The following is a 20,611-nucleotide window of genomic DNA, read 5'->3' as shown; positions in this document are numbered from 1 at the left end:
TAAAAACTTAAGGTGATTATTGCGGCGGGGCTCACCTCTTCCCATTCCGAACAGAGAAGTTAAGCCCGCCTGCGCAGATGGTACTGCATTTTGTGGGAGAGTATGTCATTGCCTTTTTTAGTGAAGCCCCGACTTTTTAGTCGGGGCTTTTGTTTTTTGGTGGCAATGTGTTCGCCCTGCGGGCTCGGTTCGTCGCCTTTCTTTTAGAGAACCCTAGCTTGTAAAAGCTGGTTTTTTTTTTTATTTATAGGCGAGCTAAAGCTCGTGTACCTGACTGCCACTGGCAGTCCTCCTTTTAATTTCAAATGTCGCCTTTAGCTTCGCTCATACCAATAAGTATTTGATGAGTTTAAGAGTTGTGACAAAGTAAAACAAAACTCAAAATTTGTCACAAATTCTGTGACAAAATAAAAATTGTTTTCAAATTTGTCACAGAGTTGAGTTTATAAGAATGGGTAGCAAATAGTTTTGTTCTTTTTAATTAATTACCATCACTCTGTTTTTTTCAACCCTTTTGTCCTTCCGACCTTTTTGTTATTCCGACCCAAGGAGGAATCTCATGATAAGACCAGTGCTTATTGAATGAGATGCTTCGTGCCTCAGTAGGACAGAGATGATTCTGTATAATTATCACCAACCAACATTTCTTTTTATATTTGAAAAAACAAGCTATGAAAAAATACTTCTCAGCAACCTTAATCTTCAGTTTAGTTATCGTAGTGATTTCTTGTTCACAGCAAGAAGATAACAAATCTCAAACCCAGCCAGCCTCCAGACCATCAGTACCGGTTCAGGCCGGAGAAGTTCAAATTGGAACGCAAATATGGATGACCAAGAATTTAAACGTAAGCCGTTATAGAAATGGTGATCCTATCCCTCAAGTTAGCAACCCAACCCAATGGGCCAACTTGACCACAGGAGCATGGTGTTATTATGCAAACAATTCTGCCAACGGTACAATTTACGGAAAGCTGTATAATTGGTATGCTGTGAATGACCCGAGAGGATTAGCGCCACAAGGGTGGCATATACCGTCTGATGTGGAATGGACCACTTTAGTCTCGTTTTTAGGATTTGCTGATTTTGCAGGTGGTAAGATGAAAACCACGGGTACTTTACAGTCAGGCACCGGATTATGGAGAAGCCCAAATACAGCGGCTACCAACAGTAGTGGTTTTTCAGCACTTCCGGGTGGGTATGTGGCTGATAATGGCAGCGGTTCTTTTTTGTTGGATAAGTACGGGTATTGGTGGAGTACAACTGAATTTGGAAGTCAGCGAGCAAATGCCCGAATTTTGAATTATACTGATGGTGGTATTACAACATTGGAATTCTTTAAAGACAATGGTTTTTCTGTTCGCTGTATTAAAGATTAATTCAAAGTTAAGATGATTCGAGTGAGATTTAGCTTCGCTCAGTTCGGCTGCGCCTCGGGTGACCCGAGCGATAGCGAATTGGCAAAGCAAATTAAAAGGAGCAAGTCCGGTGGACTTGAGGTATCTTAAAAGTTTCATTCTTGAAAAATGCTTTAATGAAGCAGTAACTGCGTGAGGGATGGCAGCGGCATCCTTTTGTGAAGTATGAACAAAAGATAAAGCGCACAGCCCGACGGCGAGCGCGCAAACTTTCTGACAACTAAAAGTTCGACGAGCCGGCACGCCCCAATAAAACTAAGTATTGGTTTCTAAATCTTTGATGTAGTCTTGATATTCGTAAAAGAAGTATTCAAGCGCCGACATTTTCTCGTTGAAGAAATCAAAAATATCATTCCAATGTTGGCGGTTGTTCATGCCCATGCCTGTTTTTTCAACCCAAATCCGGCTGATGGTTTTGCCGTTTTCAAGATAAAAATGACGCTCAAAAATTAAATCAGCTATGTATTCTTCTTCGAGGATGGTTTTGAGCGATTCTATTTTTTCAAAATAAATTTTGCGCAGTTCATCATTGCGATGCTCAATATCAATGAGCACTTGTGCCTTTTTGTTGTCGACAAAAAATTTGAACGAAAAGTCTTTTATTTTGGTGTCATACAACAGCCATTTTCTAGGATATGCTTCGGCAAAAGCTACCCAGAATTCGTGTTTGAGGCGTTGCGTTTCTTCTTTTGAATACATGATTGATGGCGAACATTAGTTTTGTACCTTCGCAGCTGACCGCAAAAATACGGTTTGTCATGAATTTTCAAACGTTTTTACATCATATTGATTCCATAAAAAAAGCAGAACTTTTGGCCGAAGCTGCGCATGAACTCATGATGCCGCCAGAGCGTCGCGGGTTGATGCAAAATATTGACTTTGCCGAGCTAAAGCCCAAACAAGCTGCGGTCATGATGTTGTTGTATCCTAAAAATCAAATCACGCATTTGGTGCTTATTGAGCGCAATTCGTATCCGGGCGTACATTCGGCACAAATTGCATTTCCGGGTGGGAAGATTGATTCGACAGATGTAGACTTTGCTTCGGCTGCCCTCAGAGAAACTTTTGAAGAAGTTGGGGTAGAGGCCACGCATATTCAACTCATTCGTGCGTTTAGCGAGGTATATATTCCGCCGAGTAATTTTATGGTGTATCCGTTTTTGGGCGTGAGTAAAACCGAACTTACTTTTAAACCGGATCCTGTTGAAGTTACTGGAATCATTGAAGTTCCACTTGCCGAATTGCTCGATGACACCCGTGTGGTATTGCAAAACATGGATACTTCATATTCAAAATCAATTGATGTTCCGTCTATTGAGTTGCAAGGACATTTTGTTTGGGGCGCCACAGCCATGATGCTCAGCGAACTCAAAGAAACCCTCAGAAATATACTTTGATATAAGCCTGAATTTGTACATTTGGCTTGCTCTTTTTTTGAATCAATTATGGGATTATTCAAACGAAATCCTTTCGGACATATACTATTTATTAAGCGTTGGCTGATTTTCTTTTTTGGCGTGCTCACACACAAACGCTATCGCGGATTTAATGATTTGCAGATTGAAGGTTCTGAAATCATCAAGAATTTACCTGATACCAACGTGCTTTTTATCTCTAACCATCAAACCTATTTTGCCGATGTGGTGGCTATGTTTCACGTATTCAACGCGAGTTTAAGCGGAAGGGTAGACAATATTCGCAATGTGGGTTATTTGTGGAAACCAAAACTCAACATCTATTATGTAGCGGCTAAAGAAACCATGACTGATGGTTTATTGCCCAGAATTCTCTCGTATGTTGGGGCTATAACAGTTGAGCGAACTTGGCGCGCCAAAGGACAAGACGTGCAACGCGAAGTAAATCTCAACGATACTGAAAACATCAAACTCGCGCTCAATGACGGTTGGGTGATTACGTTTCCGCAAGGCACCACTAAATCGTTTAAACCGGTTCGCAAAGGCACGGCACACATCATCAAACAACACAAACCTATTGTAGTTCCGATTGTAATTGACGGTTTCCGTCGTTCGTTTGACAAAAAAGGTTTGCGATTGAAAAAGAAAGGAATTCTGCAATCGTTTATCATCAAAGAGCCGTTGCAAATTGATTACGAAAACGAAACCATTGAGCAAATTGTAGAGAAAGTACAATATGCCATTGAGCAACATCCTTCGATGCTCAAAGTCATTGCTGCCGAAGAAGTAAAAATTCAAGAAGATTTAAACAAACAACGGGAGTATTAATTAGAGTTCAATCTTTTTGAGCTCGTGGTAATTGGCGTATAATTTTTTGAGTAAAATGCCGTACAACAAACGGTAAAACAACCAGAAAACACAAATAATAATCCCGATAAATACCATTGAAATTACAACGCAGCCCACTATAAAAAGCGTTTGATGGCCTGCGGTGATTTCTTTTTGCATGAGCATGGCCACATCGGCATTGTGCTGAAACATCATTACAATTGAAATTACCACTGTCAGGGTAATGATAAATAAATTATAAACAATATAGGTTTGAACGGTTTTGCGGGTACGCAAGATGCTTTTCATCAACGTTTTGGTCGAATCTAAAATACAAATCGAGCGGTAGTTTTTGTAAAAAACATAGATAAAGCCTACCAAAACCGCATAATTCACACAGTTTACAAAAAACATAATGTCTTCAATTCCGTAGGCTCTGAGTTTGTTTTGGTATTGCTCGTCGCTAAAACCAACAGAAATTACATTCCAGAACACAAACTCCAGAATACTGATGATCAAAATCCACTTCACAATCGAAGACGATTTGCGGTGCAACATTCCGTAAATATCCTGTTCAGATACTTGACTGTATGAATGTTCACCACTTTTCCAGGCCTTCTTTAATACTTCTAATTCATCCATTGATTTAGGGGTTTAATATTTTTCTCAATTTGGTTTTAATCCTGTTCATCTTCACACGAGCATTCACCTGACTGATGCCCAAGGTTTCTGAAATTTCTTCGTAATCCTTGTCTTCCAGATACATAAAAACCAATGCTTTTTCAATATCATTGAGCTGATGCACCGCCTGATACATCAATTTAATCTGCTCTTCTTCTTCGTAATTGTATTCTTCTTGCTTGACAAATAAATTGCCCATATCAAATGACGAAGTTTGTACAGATCGCGTGCTTTTGCGGTACAGAGTAATGGCAGTATTCAAAGCCACCCGATAGGCCCAAGTTGAAAACTTGCTTTCGCCTCTGAATTTTGGGTAGGCTTTCCAGAGCTGAATTGTGATTTCCTGAAACAAATCATTGTGCGCATCTTCGCCCGAAGTATACAACCTGCATATCTTATGAATGATATTCTGGTTCTCCTTGAGTTGCTTGACAAATGCTTGCTCTAAATCCTGATTCATGCCCGCGTTAGTAATCTTTGCTAAAAAATTGTTACAATTTACTCTATTTTTCTCAAAACGCAACCACAACCTAAAAGCCTTGTCACAACAAACTTATTTATCATTTCCCTAACACAAATCAGCCTATTTTAGAGCGCAGATTGTTTATCTTTACGTGCGTTTTGGGCGTGCCCCTGCGGGTCGCGCTGTTCGCGCCAAGTCCTCGCTGCGCTGCGGGCTTTTTGCTGCCATCGCTCACGCGGCTTCGACCCAACATAAAACAAACAACTCAACATCATATGAATATCCCCGAAACCTCACTGCCGCGCGTTGTCATCATCGGTGGCGGATTTGCCGGAATTTCGCTGGCCAAAAAACTCAAAAACAAATCGGTACAAGTGGTTTTAATCGACAAAAATAATTACCACACTTTTCAGCCGCTTTTGTATCAAGTGGCCACCGGTGGGCTAGAGGCAGGCTCGATTGCTTATCCGATTCGCAAAGTCATTCAAGAATTTCCAGAATTTTATTTTCGTTTGGGCCGTGTGAATGAGATTGACCCCAAAAATCAAATCGTCAAATCTGATATTGGTGAATTGCGTTATGATTACCTTGTTTTTGCCAACGGTTCTAAAACCAATTTTTTTGGCAACAAAGAAATCGAGCGCAACAGCATGTCGATGAAAACCATTCCGCAATCGCTCAACATTCGCAGTTTTATCCTCGAAAATTTTGAACAAGCTTTACTTGTTAATGATGAGTCTGAACGCAATGCGTATATGAATTTTTGTTTGGTGGGCGGCGGCCCTACAGGAGTTGAACTCGCCGGCGCACTCGCCGAAATGAAAAAAGCCATCTTGCCCAAAGATTATCCAGATCTCAACATTGCCAACATGCAAATCAACCTCATTCAAAGCGATGGCCGCATTCTCAACACCATGAGCGAAAAATCATCAGCCGCTGCCGAAAAATTCTTGGTTGATTTAGGCGTCAAAGTCCATAAAAATGTGCGCGTGCTCAGCTACGACGGAAAACTCATTACCACCAACACGGCTTTGAGTTTTGAAACCGCCACCGTCATTTGGACTGCCGGCGTGCAAGGCGCTTCGATTCCGGGTCTTGAAGCCACCGTTTGGACTGAACGCTCTAAACGTTTGCGCGTGAACTCATTCAGTCAAGTTTTGGGCTATGAAAATATTTTTGCCCTAGGCGACATTGCCCAAATGGAAACCCCGGCATATCCCAACGGCCACCCAATGATGGCACAACCGGCCATGCAGCAAGGCGAATTATTGGGCGAGAATCTCCTGCTGAAAATCAACGGTCAACCCATGAAATCTTTTGTGTATAACGACAAAGGTTCTATGGCTACCATTGGCCGCAACAAGGCTGTGGTTGATTTGCCGCATTATCATTTTAATGGCGTTTTGGCTTGGTTTGTTTGGATGTTTGTGCATTTGTTCTCGCTGATTGGTTTTAAAAACCGTGCGGTGGTCTTTTTAAATTGGGTGTACAATTACATTCGTTTTGATCGCGAAGGCCGCCTCATTATTCGTCCGTACAAAAAGAAAAGTTTTGTAACTTTTACCTCTGACGAAGTGTAAATCATTCATCCATCAAACAAAAAACCATGAAACGAAGTCAAAAAAATAGAATCGTCCGCCATACCAAAGACTTTTTGCTCATCACCACCGGTATTTTCTCGGCCGCTTTGGGTTTTAAAGGTTTTTTGTTGACCAATCATTTCATTGACGGCGGCGCTACAGGCATCTCGCTGTTGACTTCAATTTTAACACCTATTCCGCTTCCGGTACTCATTGTTTGTATCAATGCTCCGTTTATTTTACTCGGTTATAAAATCATCGGAAAAGCCTTTGCCGTCAAAACTACTTTGGCCATTCTGGGTTTGGCTTTGGTGGTGGGCACGGTACCGTTTCCTGATGTCACTCAAGACAATTTATTGGTGGCTATTTTTGGCGGATTTTTCCTTGGCGCCGGTATTGGTTTATCGGTGCGCGGCGGAGCAGTAATAGACGGAACCGAAGTTTTGGCCATTTATCTGAGTCGTAAATTCGGAACCACCATTGGCGATATCATCATTGTCATCAATGTGATGATTTTTTCGGCGGCGGCTTATTTTTTGTCGGTTGAAATTGCCATGTATTCCATGATTACATATTTAGCAGCTTCTAAAACGCTCGATTTTATTATTGATGGTATTGAAGAATATATGGGCATTACCATTGTATCCACCAAAAGCGACCACATCAAAAAACTCATCATTGAAAAACTGGGCCACGGCGTTACTACTTATAAAGGCCAAAGTGGCTACGGAAAAAACGGCGATAGCAGCAACATTGAAATTGTGTACACGGTGGTGACGCGTTTAGAGCTCAATCGTCTTAAAACCGAAATTGAAAAACTTGATGCTAGGGCGTTCCTCATCATCAGTAGCGTGCGCGATACCAAAGGTGGTATGGTTTCAAAAAGAGGTTTGAAGTATTGATGGGACTAAGTTTAGGAAGTTTACAAAAGTTTAGATGTTTAGGAATCTTTAATCAATCAAACACCTCAATATACCTATGGTTCTTTTTTAGTGTATAAATTATAATGCTCTGCTCTGATAATAATTCACCATCAAATTGACAAACTTGCTGTAGCTGTCTAGCCCGTCGTCTTGGTGGTTGAGTTTTAAGAATTGATCGTAAAAAATCTTAAAGCCGGTTTCAATAAAGGTTTCGTATGCTTGCCAAAACGTTTGGCTTTCTTTGTAGTTTTTTAAAATGCCCAAGTGAATGGTTTTCTTGAGTTTTTTGAGCAATGCCGGATTGCGCATTTCCCATTGATGCAAACAATACCGAAGCGCAAAAGCATAACCCGAATATTGAATGTAAGGATCGTCATTTTTAATCGAGGCCAAAAAGCCAATAAAATTACATTCGCTTTCGCTGGCATAACCAATTTGATGCGCCATTTCATGGGCAGCGGTGGTTGGAAATGTGTACATCGGCAATAAATCATTCACCTGCGCCTCACCGGTAAACGGATTTAAATAACCCGCAAAACCCATATAGCTCAGCGGAACGCTAAACAAAGAAGGTTTTACGCTGGGCTCTTCGTATTTTAGAAAATGATATTGCTCGGCTAAATGGGTATATCCATTCAAATTCAACAAAAAAGTCTCTTGCTGTGTATGCGGATAAACTACTTTCTGGTTCGGATTGTGCGTAATGCTCAACTGCACTTGATTGGTTTTGGCAATGAGTTTTTGGGTAAACCTAAGCAAGTCAGTATCGGTATATTCTCGGTGAATATTCATGCGGTCAAACAACGGCATTCGGTAATAATTTCCGGCCCAGCTCAGGTGAAATAAAAAATAAAATACAGACATAAAACCGGTTAATTTCCAGAGGTTTTCGGTACGTTTAGTTTTCCAGGTTTTTCGTTTTTGCCAGAACCAATAAATCAATCTTAAAATCACGATTGTATACAAAACATCGCCTACTGAAAATGATATTTTCCCGAGGAATTTGCGCCAGAATAATGAAATAGGCGCATACCAGATTTGGCTGTAGTAATGTTCAATCACATCGGGCGAAAAAGTCATCGCTTGCCAAAAAATAATTTGGATAAGCAAAAACAAAGGCAGTATGTGGTAGCGTTTGAATTTCATCTGACGAGTGTAAAAATAGCACAAATAAACTTTTTACAACTTCAATTTTTTACACTAAAAAGTTACCTTTGGCAACATTAATCAAAAAAACAAAATTTCTTCATATGAGTCAAGAAATCAGAAACCTCGAGCCAAAAGCACTTTGGAGCCAATTTGCCGATTTGAATGCTGTGCCTCGTCCGTCAAAAAAAGAAGAACGCGTGATTGAGTTCATGAAAAACTTCGGACAACGTTTGGGCTTAGAAACTTTTGAAGACGAAATTCGCAATGTGATTATTCGCAAGCCGGCTACTCCGGGCATGGAAAACAGAAAGACCGTTGTTTTGCAAGGCCATTTAGATATGGTGCATCAAAAAAACAACGATACCCATTTTGATTTTCTGACTCAGGGTATTCAAATGTATGTGGATGGCGATTGGGTGCGCGCCAAAGGCACCACACTCGGAGCCGACAATGGCTTGGGCGTAGCCGCGATTATGGCCATTCTTGAAAGCAAAGATATTCCGCATCCGGCAATTGATGCGTTGTTTACCATTGATGAAGAAACCGGAATGACCGGAGCGCTCAATTTAAAAGGCGGAATCCTCAAAGGTGAAATTTTGCTCAACCTCGACACCGAAGAAGACGACGAAATTGATATCGGTTGCGCTGGTGGAATTGATGTTACCGCTACCCGAAGCTATCGTCCAGAAGAAACGCCTGAAGATTCTGTAGGTTATAAGATTACGGTAAAAGGTCTTAATGGTGGACATTCTGGTATGGACATCCACAAAGGTTTGGGCAACGCCAATAAAATCATGAATCGTTTGTTGTTTGACGGATTTGAAAACTTCGGTTTGCAAATAGCTGAAATCAACGGTGGAAGTTTGCGCAATGCTATTCCGCGTGAAAGTGTTGCTCACGTAATTGTGGCTCAGATGTACGACGAAGTTTTTGCCTTTGAAATGCAAGAAATCATCAATGATATTAAAGCCGAATTCAAAACCACCGAGCCCAACTTAACCATTGAAATTACCAAAGCCGATGTGCCTTCGCAGGTTATGGATTTAGGTGTTCAAGAAGGAATCATCCGCGCTTTATATACAGCGCACAACGGTGTTTACAGGATGAGTGCCGACATGGCTGATTTGGTTGAAACCTCTAATAATATTGCTCGTGTGATTGTCAAAGATGGAGAAATTTCTATTGGATGTTTGACGCGTTCTTCGGTTGAATCGTCTAAGTTTGATTTGGCCAATGCGCTCAGATCAGCCTTTGAATTGTGCGGATGCGAAGTTGCATTTTCAGGTTCATATCCGGGTTGGACACCCAATGTAAACTCAGAAATTCTCGAAGTTTTGGTATCCATTTACGAAAAACAAAATGGCGAAAAACCCAAAGTTGTGGCTTGTCACGCCGGATTAGAATGCGGTATTCTCGGAACCAACTATCCCGGAATGGATATGATATCATTCGGACCGACCATTCACGGAGCGCATAGCCCAGATGAACGCGCCAGTATATCATCGTCGCAAAAATTTTGGAAGTTCTTCTTAGAAATTTTAGCCAATACACCGATAAAAAAATAACCCAAAAGCCCGCTTCATTTGCGGGCTTTTTTATTTGATGCGTTTTAACGGAAATTGCTCTAAGCTGTTTTTGCCTTGTTGGCTTCCGGAGATAATGGCTACCAAACTATCGTCATTAATTTTTTTGTAGACTATTTTTTGCGGGTAATCGTGCTTCGGATTTTCAAAAACCATTTCGTTGGGTTTTATCGAAGTCATTTTAAAAGCAACGGGTTGGTTGTTGTTTTGCCCTTTCACAGTAGCGGTATAAAACACTGCTCCGTCTTTTTGGGTTAGTTCAATATTTTCGCTAAAAAGCGTGTCTTTATTGACTATAAAAAAACTTTTCCCGTTGAACGCTTCATTGTTTATTTTGTTCCATTGTTCTGCGAAATGACCTTCGGGTGATTTGTTTTCCCAATGGCCAATAAGCCATTCGCCTTGAGCGAGCATATGGGGTTCTTTGTTTTTCTGGCACCCAAACCAAAGGATGGACATTAAAATAATTGAGGTAGTTTTTTTCATGAATGATGCTTTAAGGTGGTTTAGAAAAGTGGTTTGGTACAATATTAACAAAAAATATATTTTAAATGCTGATGATTTGTGAAAAATCAATTGATTATTCATTGTTGTCGAGCAATGATTAACAATCTGAGCCATTAAAAATCGCCGTTGTTGTCATGAAAAAATATATTCTTTTTTGTGTACATTTGCACACCAAAAATACGGACGCATGTTAGACAGACTCCAAATAATAAAACAACGTTTTGACGAGATTTCAGACTTGATTATTCAGCCTGATGTCATTGCTGATCAAAAGCGTTATGTACAACTCAATAAAGAATACAAAGACCTTAAAGCCCTTTCAGAAAAACGCGATGAATACGTGAATTTGATGGGTAATATTGAAGAAGCCAACGAAATCATTTCAGACGGTTCTGATGCTGAAATGGTTGAAATGGCCAAAATGCAACTCGAAGAAGCCAAAGAGCGTTTGCCTTTGCTTGAAGAAGAAATCAAATTCATGCTCATCCCAAAAGATCCAGAAGATGCCAAAAATGTCATGGTTGAAGTTCGTGCCGGAACCGGTGGTGATGAGGCCAGTATTTTTGCCGGCGATTTGTATCGCATGTACACCAAATATTGCGAGGCAAAAGGTTGGAGAACTTCAGTAGTTGATTTGAACGAAGGAACTTCAGGCGGATTCAAAGAAATCATTTTTGAAGTCACCGGTGAAGATGTTTACGGAACCCTCAAGTTTGAAGCCGGAGTTCACCGCGTACAGCGTGTTCCGCAAACCGAAACCCAAGGCCGTATCCACACTTCGGCAGCTACGGTTATGGTATTGCCAGAGGCCGAAGAGTTTGACGTACAAGTTGATATGAACGATGTGCGCATTGACTTTTTCTGTTCGTCAGGGCCGGGTGGACAATCAGTGAATACCACCAAATCAGCGGTACGATTAACACACATTCCAACCGGGCTTGTGGCGCAATGTCAAGACGAGAAATCACAGCATAAAAATAAAGACAAAGCCATGCAAGTATTGCGTTCGCGTTTATACGAAATGGAATTGGCCAAAAAACAAGAAGAAGATGCCAAAAAGCGATCTTCACAAGTAAGTTCTGGCGACCGTTCTGCCAAAATTCGCACCTATAATTATCCGCAAGGCCGCGTTACCGATCACCGCATCGGGCTCACTTTGTATGATTTAGACGGTGTTATGAACGGCGGAATTCAAAAGCTTATCGATGAGTTGCAACTCGTCAACAACACCGAGAAGCTCAAAGAAGCCAGTGAAGTAATTTAAAACATCAGCCATGCCTTTTAGGTGTGGCTTTTTTTTAGAAGCTAATCCGGCTGTTCGCTCATAGTCCTCGCTGCGCTGCGGGCTATCCGCTGCCATCCGGGCTAGGGCATTGGGTTCAACCATAGACCAGCGGTACAATACATATTGAATTTTGCAGAAACATGAGGCCGCCTTCAAATGAATCTATAACTTGCAGAACATCGTTTTCAATCAAACCTTAGCAACAATACTCATAAAAAATAAACCATATGCTTTTTAACTCGGTTGATTTTTTCATTTTCTTACCGGTTGTTTTTGTGTTGTATTGGTTTGTTTTTCATCAAAACCTCAAAAAGCAAAATATTTTACTGCTCATCGCGAGTTACTTTTTTTATGCTTGTTGGGATTGGCGTTTTCTGTTTTTATTGATTTTTTCAACCTCGCTTGATTATTACACGGGCATCAAAATTTTTGAAGCTTCAAAACCATCCTCTAAAAAAATCTGGATGTGGCTGAGCATTTTGTCCAACTTAAGTTTTTTGGGTGTTTTTAAGTATTATAATTTTTTTGCCGACAGTTTTGTTTCATTCTTGTCAAATCTTGGTTTTACAACGCATTTGTCCACCATTCAATGGGTGTTGCCGGTAGGTATTTCATTTTACACTTTTCACGGTTTATCCTATGTGATTGATTTGTATAACCAAAAAATCAAGCCCGAACGCGACGTAATCAATTACTCGCTTTTTGTTTGCTTTTTTCCGCTGTTGGTGGCCGGTCCTATTGAAAGAGCTACCCATTTGCTGCCACAAATCAAACAAAAAAGAACTTTCAATTACGCGCAAGCTACCGATGGCTTGAAGCAAATGTTGTGGGGATTATTTAAAAAAGTTGTTATTGCGGATCAATGCGCCACTTTTGTCAACACCATTTTTGATCATTATTCAGCTTATTCGGCGAGTACTTTGGTTTTGGGCTTGTTGTTTTTTTCTTTTCAGATTTACGGTGATTTTTCGGGTTATTCAGATATTGCTCTCGGAACTGCGAAGCTTTTCGGAATTGATTTACTGCGCAATTTCTCATTTCCGTTTTTCTCCAGAAACATAGCCGAGTTTTGGCGCCGATGGCATATTTCGCTTTCAAGTTGGTTTCGAGATTATCTTTATATTCCGCTTGGCGGCAGTAACGGAAGTTTAAAAATGAAAATCCGCAACACGTTTATTGTTTTTTTGGTGAGTGGTTTATGGCATGGTGCCAATTGGACTTTTGTTCTGTGGGGATTATTACATGCTTTGTACTTTTTGCCTTTGTTGCTGTATCAAAACAATCGGTCTTATCTCAATACAGTGGCAGCCGGAAAATTTTTACCGAGTATAAAAGAGTTGTTATTCATGCTGTTCACTTTTGTTTTGGTTTCGTTGGCTTGGGTATTTTTTCGCGCTCCTAATTTGACTGTGGCGCTTGAGTATGCTTATAAAATATTTTCAAAAAGTATATTTGAATTGCCATATTTTCTTGGAATCAAACAAGCATTGGTAACTTCAATATGGATTGTTTTTATGTTGTTGATTGAATGGATATCTCGCGAAAGTCAATACGGAACACAAAACATAACCCTGCGCTGGAAAAGACCTTATCGCTGGTTGTTTTATTACAGTATTGCGCTTTTGATTTTTTTGTTCGGAGCCAAAAACCAACCGTTTATTTATTTTCAATTTTAAAACGCCTTGAAAAGATTTATACTTCAGATCGTTTTGTTTGCAAGCCTTGTTCTGGGTTCAGCAATGGCGGTTTTTGCTTTGGTTGATGGTTATTCAGATCCGCATTATTTAAGGTTTACCACGCCTGCACAAAACAGTTTGATCTTGGGGATTTCAAAATCGGCCCAAGGTATAAGGCCATCGGTGATGAATGATATTTTAAAAAGTGATTTATACAACTATTCATTTGACATCAGCAAAAGCCCTTACGGACCAAAATATCTCGAAAGCATCAAGCATAAACTATCGCCCCAAAGTCGTCGCGGTATTTTTATCCTCACAATTGATTGTTGGAGTGTTTCAACCAGAGATTGCGCGCCCAACGATGCTGAGAATTTTATCGAAAACAATTCGGCTGTCGGCGCAATTAAATCCGTCCATACCAATCCGAATTTTGATTATTTGCTCAATCATTTTTCGGGTTCTTATTATAAAATCTTATCTAAATCTCCTGAGGCTTTTTTGCACGATGACGGTTGGCTTGAAGTTACTTTAAACGATGATGCCCAAGCCGTAAAACGCCGAACACAGAGCACGCTTTTAAACTATGAACAGTATTTAAAAGTATATCAATTTTCGTCGTTGCGATTTGATTATTTGCTCAAAACCATTGAATTTTTAAAACAACACGGAAAAGTTTATTTAGTTCGGATGCCCGTTTCAGAGCAATTAATGAAAATTGAAGAAAAATATGCGCCGCATTTTAGCGAGCGAATCAAAATGATTGAACCTCAAACCAATGGATTTCTTGATTTAACGCCATTTAATCAATACTACAGTTACACTGATGGCGTGCATCTTCAGAAAGCTTCTGCTTACATGGTTTCTGAAAAAATTGCTTTTTGGATTAAAGAAAATTTATCAAAGCATGTCTCATCAAATACCTCACAATAAAGTTCTGTTTTTTTAATTTTGCAACTACACAATACAACTATACTTCATGACCACCCAACAACTCACACATCAAATCCGTCAAAAAAAATCCTTTCTGTGCATTGGTCTTGATGTTGATTTAGACAAGATTCCGCCGCATTTATTGCTTACTGAAGATCCGATTTTTGAATTCAACAAAGCCATTATTGATGCCACGCATGATTTGGCGGTAGCTTATAAACCCAACACCGCTTTTTATGAAGCTTATGGTTTAAAAGGTTGGCAATCGCTACAAAAAACTATTGATTATCTCAACCAAAACCATCCGGATATTTTTACCATAGCCGATGCCAAACGCGGCGATATTGGCAATACTTCTACGCGTTATGCCCAAGCCTTTTTTCAAGACATGCAGTTTGATTCGGTGACCGTAGCGCCTTATATGGGGCAAGATTCAGTAGAGCCGTTTTTGGCTTTTGAAGGCAAACACACTATTTTGTTGGCGCTCACCTCAAACGCGGGTGCTTTTGATTTTCAGACTTTGACTACCCAAGGAAAACCTTTGTATCAACAGGTTTTAGAAACTTCCCAAACATGGCAAAATGCCCACCGATTGATGTATGTAGTGGGTGCCACCAAGGCAGAATATTTTACTGAAATCAGAAAAATTATTCCCCATAACTTTTTATTGGTTCCCGGTGTTGGCGCACAAGGCGGAAGTTTGGCAGAAGTATGCAAACACGGATTGAACGCAGAAGTTGGTTTATTGATTAACTCATCTCGCGCCATTATTTATGCGTCCAATCAAGATGATTTTGCGCAAAAATCCAGAGCTGAAGCGCTTGTTATTCAGCAAGAAATGCAAAGTATTCTCAACCAATACAACTTGTAATTTTGAAAACGCTTACTGATCCAATCGGGCAAAAACATAGCTTTGAACAAACGCCCAAAAGAATCGTTTCGCTGGTTCCGTCGCAAACTGAATTGCTGTATGATTTAGGTTTAGAAAATTCAATCGTGGGCATCACCAAATTTTGCGTGCATCCGTATCATTTTAAATCGACCAAAAAAATCATCGGCGGAACCAAAAAAGTCCACGTCGAGAAAATTCGATTGCTTGAGCCGGATATCATCATCGCCAATAAAGAAGAAAACACCCTTGAAATTGTCGAGCAACTCAAAACCATCTGTCCGGTTTGGGTTACTGATGTTAAAGATGTCAGCGACAACATCAAAATTATTCAAGAGTTCGGACAGTTGTTCAATGTGCGCACCGAAGCCCAAAAATGGGTTGATAAACTTGAATTTGCTGCGCGTGATTTTAATCAATTTATGCAACACGTTCCTAGGCGCAAAGCTGCTTATTTTATCTGGAAAGATCCGTATATGGTGGCGGGTTCTGATACGTATATCAACGCTTTGTTACAGCTCAATCACTTCGATAATATATATGCTTCAAAACCCGGTCGTTACCCAGAAGTTGAAATCAAAAAAATGCGTTTAGAAGGTGATCCTGAAGTGGTTTTTCTTTCGTCAGAACCGTATCCGTTCAAAGATGAAGATGCTTTTGAAATCGGTCGTTTTACGCATCATGCCAAGACTGTATTTGTTGATGGTGAAATGTTTTCGTGGTACGGAAGCCGATTGCTCAAAGCCTTTGCGTACTTTAAAAAACTTCAGGAACGTTTGGCATAAAAAAAACCGCAGATGGGCGTCTGCGGCTTCTTTACTAAACTAACTCTAAACCAAATAATAAAAACCTTTATTACACCACAAAGATGCGGGCTTTTTTTACATCACATAGTTAAACCGCTGTTATATATTTGTTGAAATTCTGTTAAGATTTATTTTCGATCCTGAAGTGCAAAAACCTTTTTGAGCAAATCACTGCTGCGCGCTCGCAAGTTGGTTCGGATGTCTTTTTCTTCAACGGCAATCATTTTAAAAACGCCTTCGAGTGCGCGTTGCGTGACATAGTCAGTTAAATCGGGATTGACTTTGCTCGTGCCCGGAAGATTGTTGTATTTTTTGATGATGTTGGTCCAGATTTTATCTGCGCCTACTTTGCCGATAGATTGCTGAATAATCGGATTAAATTGAGCATATAAATCACTGGTTGTTGTTCCTTTCAAATAATCCGTCGCTGCCGATTCGTTGCCCATCAAAATTGATTTGGCATCGTTAAAACTCATATTTTTTATGGCATTGACAAAAATCGGAGTGGCTTCTTTTACCGCTTCTTCGGCGGCGCGATTGAGAGATTTAATACCGTCGTCGGCGAGTTTTTTGAGCCCGATTTTACGCAGCGTTTTATCGACTTTTTGCATTTCATCCGGAAAAGTAATTTTGACCAATTGATTTTTATAAAAACCATCGGTAGCGGTGAGCTTACTGACTTGTTTGCTGATGCCGTTGTTGAGCGCTTCTTTGAGACCACCCGCAATGTCAACACTAGAATTTTGTGTAGATAATTTGCCTAATTGATCTTTGACTTGGTTGAGCACATCTTGCCATTGCGCTTGTGCAGTAAGCGGTAAAAAGAACAACAGGAGTAAAAGTTTTTTCATGGGTCAGTTTTTAAAGGTGTCAAAAGGTAACGAAAGATACGCTTGATTAGTCTTAAAGCCGCTTGAATTAACAATGAAACAAGACAAACGGTTGATTTTATGATGTTTTTATCTTTTTAAAATCTCCGCCCGAAAATTTTTGAAAATTCTGTAAATTGCACGCTTTAAAAACAGAATCTGTTAACAATGGAACAAGCCCAACCGTATATTCCCGTAAATAAAGTAAGAATCGTTACTGCTGCTTCGCTTTTTGATGGTCACGATGCTGCCATCAACATCATGCGCCGCATTATTCAAGCCACCGGTGTTGAAGTGATTCACCTCGGTCACGACCGCAGCGTTGAAGAAGTAGTCAATACAGCTATTCAAGAAGATGCGAATGCCATCGCGATGACATCTTACCAAGGCGGGCACAACGAGTATTTTAAATATATGTATGATTTGCTCCAAGAAAAAGGAGCGAGCCACATTAAAATCTTCGGCGGCGGCGGCGGAGTAATTCTTCCTTCAGAAATTGAAGAATTGCAATCCTACGGAATCGAACGCATCTATTCACCTGATGACGGGCGTGCGATGGGTTTGCAAGGCATGATCAATGATTTGGTGCAACGCGCAGATTTTCCGGTAGGGGATTCTCTCAATGGTGAAATCAATGAACTACCGGGTAAAAATCCGAAAGCTATTGCGCGCATTATTTCATCGGCTGAGAACTTTCCGGAGGCAGCCAAACCCACTTTAGATTCTATACACACCAAAAATATTGATTGCAAAACACCAGTTTTGGGTATTACCGGAACCGGTGGCGCCGGAAAATCATCTTTAGTAGATGAGCTCGTGCGCAGATTTTTGATTGATTTTCCGGAGAAAACCATCGGGCTCATTTCGGTTGATCCATCCAAAAGGAAAACCGGCGGCGCTTTGCTGGGCGACAGAATTCGCATGAACGCCATCAACAATCCGCGGGTGTATATGCGTTCGTTGGCTACGCGTCAATCAAATTTGGCTTTGTCAAAATATGTAGCCGAGGCTATTGAAGTACTCAAAGCTGCTCATTACGATTTAATTGTTTTAGAAACTTCAGGCATTGGTCAGTCGGATACCGAAATTTTAGATCATTCTGATGTTTCGCTCTATGTCATGACACCTGAATTTGGTGCGGCGACACAGTTGGAGAAAATTGACATGCTCGATTTTGCCGATTTGGTGGCCATCAACAAATTTGACAAACGCGGGGCACTGGATGCCATTCGCGATGTAAAAAAACAATACCAACGCAACCATAATTTGTGGGATCAAAACCCCGATGATATGCCGGTGATTGGCACGATTGCTTCGCAGTTCAACGATCCGGGCATGAATACGCTCTACAAAAAAATCATGGATAAAGTGGTGGAGCGCACCGGAGTAGATTTGAAATCAACTTTTGAAATTACCCGTGAGATGAGCGAGAAAATCTTTGTGATTCCGCCGCATTGCACGCGCTATTTGTCTGAAATTGCCGAGAACAATCGCTCGTATGACGCCAAGGCAAAATCTCAGGTGGATGTGGCTCAGAAATTATACGGAGTTTATAAAACTCTTGAAACGGTCAATAAGCAAACCATCGCGATTGATAAGTCAGGAATTGACGCGATTTCGCTCAACAGAACCGAAGACAACAAGGTGTTTTTAGAATTGCTTTTACAACAATTTGACAAAATCAGAATGGATTTAGATCCGTACAACTGGGAAGTTATTTTGAACTGGAATGCCAAAGTTTCGATGTATAAAAATCCGGTGTACAGTTTTAAAGTACGCGACAAAGAAATCAAGATTCAAACCCATACCGAGAGTTTATCGCATTCGCAAATTCCGAAAGTGGCTTTGCCGAAATATCAAGCTTGGGGAGACATTTTGCAATGGGTTTTGCAAGAAAACGTACCGGGCGAGTTTCCGTTTACTTCAGGTTTGTATCCGTTTAAGCGCGAAGGCGAAGATCCGACGCGTATGTTTGCCGGTGAAGGCGGACCGGAAAGAACCAATCGCCGTTTTCATTATGTTTCACTCGGCATGCCGGCCAAGCGTCTGTCTACCGCTTTTGATTCGGTAACGCTCTACGGAAACGATCCTGATTTGCGTCCGGATATCTACGGAAAAATCGGAAATGCCGGGGTTTCTATTTGTTGTTTAGACGATGCCAAAAAGTTGTATTCCGGTTTTGATTTGAGCCATCCGATGACTTCGGTTTCTATGACCATCAACGGTCCGGCGCCGATGTTGCTCGGTTTCTTTATGAATGCGGCTATTGATCAGAACTGCGAAAAATACATTATTGAAAACAATCTTCAGGTTGAAATTGAAGAGAAAATCAATGAAATCTATAAACGCAAAGGAATTCCTCGTCCGAAATACCAAGGCGAATTACCACAAGGAAACAATGGTTTGGGCTTGATGCTTTTGGGGGTAACCGGCGATCAGGTTTTGCCGGCCGATGTTTATAACGAAATCAAAGCCAAAACACTTTCGCAAGTGCGCGGAACAGTTCAGGCCGATATTTTAAAAGAAGATCAAGCGCAGAATACGTGTATTTTCTCAACCGAATTTGCCTTGAGATTGATGGGCGATGTTCAAGAATACTTCATTCAGAAAAACGTCCGTAATTTTTATTCGGTTTCTATTTCGGGTTATCATATTGCCGAGGCTGGAGCCAACCCAATCACGCAATTGGCGTTTACATTGGCCAACGGTTTTACTTATGTTGAGTATTACTTGAGTCGCGGTATGAACATCAATGATTTTGGTCCGAATTTGTCGTTTTTCTTTTCCAATGGAATTGACCCTGAATATGCCGTGATTGGTCGTGTAGCCAGGAGAATTTGGGCCAAAGCGCTCAAGAATAAATACGGCGCCAATGAAAGAGCGCAAATGCTCAAATACCACATTCAGACTTCGGGTCGTTCGCTGCATGCGCAAGAAATTGACTTCAATGACATCAGAACAACGCTGCAAGCTTTGTATGCTATTTATGACAATTGTAACTCATTGCATACCAACGCTTATGATGAGGCGATTACGACACCAACCGAAGAATCTGTGCGTCGTGCGATGGCTATTCAGCTCATTATTAATAAGGAGTTAGGTTTGGCCAAAAATGAAAATCCAATTCAAGGTTCGTTTATTATTGAAGAATTGACTGATTTGGTTGAAGAAGCTGTTTTGACCGAATTTGACCGAATTACGGAAAGAGGCGGTGTGCTCGGTGCGATGGAAACCATGTATCAGCGCTCGAAAATTCAAGAAGAGAGTTTGTATTATGAAATGCTCAAACATACCGGTGAATTCCCTATTATTGGGGTGAATACATTCCTCAGTTCAAAAGGTTCGCCAACGGTCATTCCGGCTGAAGTGATTCGCGCCACCGAAGAAGAAAAGCAATATCAGATAACAATGCTCGAAGCTTTACACGGTTTTCAGGCTGAAAGAGTAACCGATCAACTCAGTAAAATTCAAGATTCTGCCATCAACAACCGAAACATTTTTGAGTGTATTATGGAGGCTGCTAAAGTTTGTTCACTCGGGCAAATCACCAAAGCTTTGTTTGAAGTAGGCGGTCAGTACCGACGCAATATGTAATCTATTTATATCATT

The 20,611-nt window shown here is 40.7% G+C and carries 18 protein-coding genes and 1 rRNA gene; 13 read left to right on the top strand and 6 right to left on the bottom strand.

The genetic code is table 11. The annotated features are described in order from the left end of the window. Positions 1–8 precede the first annotated feature (8 nt). Together rrf and KIH23_RS06465 are read left to right on the top strand one after the other, a co-directional pair. Positions 9–117: ribosomal RNA gene (rrf, locus tag KIH23_RS06470) — 5S ribosomal RNA — on the top strand. 554 nt (positions 118–671) lie between these two features. Beyond that, complete coding sequence (locus tag KIH23_RS06465) at positions 672–1,376, top strand: fibrobacter succinogenes major paralogous domain-containing protein (protein WP_213212193.1); 705 nt, start codon at positions 672–674, stop codon at positions 1,374–1,376. 294 nt (positions 1,377–1,670) lie between these two features. Here KIH23_RS06465 and KIH23_RS06460 read toward each other — a convergent pair whose 3' ends face one another. Beyond that, entirely contained in the window at positions 1,671–2,114 is a 444-nt protein-coding gene (locus KIH23_RS06460) for a DUF4268 domain-containing protein (protein WP_213212191.1), read from the bottom strand. Positions 2,115–2,173: 59 nt separating this feature from the next. Here KIH23_RS06460 and KIH23_RS06455 point away from each other — a divergent pair, with 59 nt between their 5' ends. Continuing rightward, entirely contained in the window at positions 2,174–2,812 is a 639-nt protein-coding gene (locus tag KIH23_RS06455; protein ID WP_213212189.1) for an NUDIX hydrolase, read from the top strand. Positions 2,813–2,860: 48 nt separating this feature from the next. After that, complete coding sequence (locus KIH23_RS06450; protein WP_213212187.1) at positions 2,861–3,658, top strand: lysophospholipid acyltransferase family protein; 798 nt, start codon at positions 2,861–2,863, stop codon at positions 3,656–3,658. On the opposite strand, the gene KIH23_RS06445 is transcribed toward KIH23_RS06450, so the two are convergent. Both KIH23_RS06445 and KIH23_RS06440 read right to left on the bottom strand, forming a co-directional pair. Then, positions 3,659–4,300 (bottom strand): hypothetical protein, encoded by a 642-nt coding sequence (locus tag KIH23_RS06445; protein ID WP_213212186.1) that lies wholly within the window; start codon positions 4,298–4,300, stop codon positions 3,659–3,661. A gap of 4 nt (positions 4,301–4,304) precedes the next feature. Beyond that, positions 4,305–4,799, bottom strand: coding sequence for an RNA polymerase sigma factor (locus KIH23_RS06440; protein ID WP_213212184.1), 495 nt, complete (start codon positions 4,797–4,799; stop codon positions 4,305–4,307). A 278-nt stretch (positions 4,800–5,077) separates the two neighbouring features. Between KIH23_RS06440 and KIH23_RS06435 the strand changes: the two genes are divergently transcribed. Both KIH23_RS06435 and KIH23_RS06430 read left to right on the top strand, forming a co-directional pair. Beyond that, a complete protein-coding gene (locus tag KIH23_RS06435; RefSeq protein ID WP_213212182.1) occupies positions 5,078–6,382 on the top strand; it encodes an NAD(P)/FAD-dependent oxidoreductase in 1,305 nt (434 codons plus the stop codon). Between the two features lie 26 nt (positions 6,383–6,408). Next, entirely contained in the window at positions 6,409–7,284 is an 876-nt protein-coding gene (locus KIH23_RS06430) for a YitT family protein (protein WP_213212180.1), read from the top strand. A 99-nt stretch (positions 7,285–7,383) separates the two neighbouring features. Here KIH23_RS06430 and KIH23_RS06425 read toward each other — a convergent pair whose 3' ends face one another. Beyond that, positions 7,384–8,451, bottom strand: coding sequence for a DUF3810 domain-containing protein (locus KIH23_RS06425; protein ID WP_213212178.1), 1,068 nt, complete (start codon positions 8,449–8,451; stop codon positions 7,384–7,386). A gap of 104 nt (positions 8,452–8,555) precedes the next feature. Here KIH23_RS06425 and KIH23_RS06420 point away from each other — a divergent pair, with 104 nt between their 5' ends. Next, a complete protein-coding gene (locus tag KIH23_RS06420) occupies positions 8,556–10,019 on the top strand; it encodes an aminoacyl-histidine dipeptidase (RefSeq protein WP_213212176.1) in 1,464 nt (487 codons plus the stop codon). 30 nt (positions 10,020–10,049) lie between these two features. On the opposite strand, the gene KIH23_RS06415 is transcribed toward KIH23_RS06420, so the two are convergent. Next, positions 10,050–10,523, bottom strand: a complete 474-nt coding sequence (locus tag KIH23_RS06415) for a DUF6265 family protein (RefSeq protein WP_213212174.1) — start codon at positions 10,521–10,523, stop codon at positions 10,050–10,052. Between the two features lie 208 nt (positions 10,524–10,731). Between KIH23_RS06415 and prfA the strand changes: the two genes are divergently transcribed. The 5 genes from prfA to KIH23_RS06390 all read left to right on the top strand — a co-directional run bounded on the left by prfA (position 10,732) and on the right by KIH23_RS06390 (position 16,112). After that, positions 10,732–11,808 (top strand): peptide chain release factor 1, encoded by a 1,077-nt coding sequence (prfA, locus tag KIH23_RS06410; protein WP_213212172.1) that lies wholly within the window; start codon positions 10,732–10,734, stop codon positions 11,806–11,808. A 248-nt stretch (positions 11,809–12,056) separates the two neighbouring features. Then, positions 12,057–13,505, top strand: a complete 1,449-nt coding sequence (locus KIH23_RS06405; RefSeq protein ID WP_213212170.1) for an MBOAT family O-acyltransferase — start codon at positions 12,057–12,059, stop codon at positions 13,503–13,505. Between the two features lie 6 nt (positions 13,506–13,511). Further along, positions 13,512–14,438: a hypothetical protein gene (locus KIH23_RS06400; protein WP_213212168.1), complete on the top strand. Its 927-nt coding sequence runs from the start codon at positions 13,512–13,514 to the stop codon at positions 14,436–14,438. 46 nt (positions 14,439–14,484) lie between these two features. Then, entirely contained in the window at positions 14,485–15,309 is an 825-nt protein-coding gene (gene pyrF / locus KIH23_RS06395; protein WP_213212166.1) for an orotidine-5'-phosphate decarboxylase, read from the top strand. Between the two features lie 2 nt (positions 15,310–15,311). Continuing rightward, positions 15,312–16,112 (top strand): ABC transporter substrate-binding protein, encoded by an 801-nt coding sequence (locus KIH23_RS06390; protein WP_213212164.1) that lies wholly within the window; start codon positions 15,312–15,314, stop codon positions 16,110–16,112. Positions 16,113–16,261: 149 nt separating this feature from the next. Here KIH23_RS06390 and KIH23_RS06385 read toward each other — a convergent pair whose 3' ends face one another. After that, the gene (locus KIH23_RS06385) at positions 16,262–16,984 is read right to left on the bottom strand and encodes a DUF4197 domain-containing protein (protein ID WP_213212162.1); all 723 of its coding nucleotides are present in this window, start codon (positions 16,982–16,984) and stop codon (positions 16,262–16,264) included. 186 nt (positions 16,985–17,170) lie between these two features. Between KIH23_RS06385 and KIH23_RS06380 the strand changes: the two genes are divergently transcribed. Continuing rightward, positions 17,171–20,596: a methylmalonyl-CoA mutase family protein gene (locus KIH23_RS06380; RefSeq protein WP_213212160.1), complete on the top strand. Its 3,426-nt coding sequence runs from the start codon at positions 17,171–17,173 to the stop codon at positions 20,594–20,596. Positions 20,597–20,611 lie beyond the last annotated feature (15 nt).

Origin of the sequence: Flavobacterium sp. CYK-55, assembly GCF_018413465.1 — a bacterium.
Lineage (GTDB): Bacteria > Bacteroidota > Bacteroidia > Flavobacteriales > Flavobacteriaceae > Flavobacterium.
Note: the sequence above shows the minus strand (reverse complement) of the source record. Positions and strands in the feature narration are given on the sequence as shown.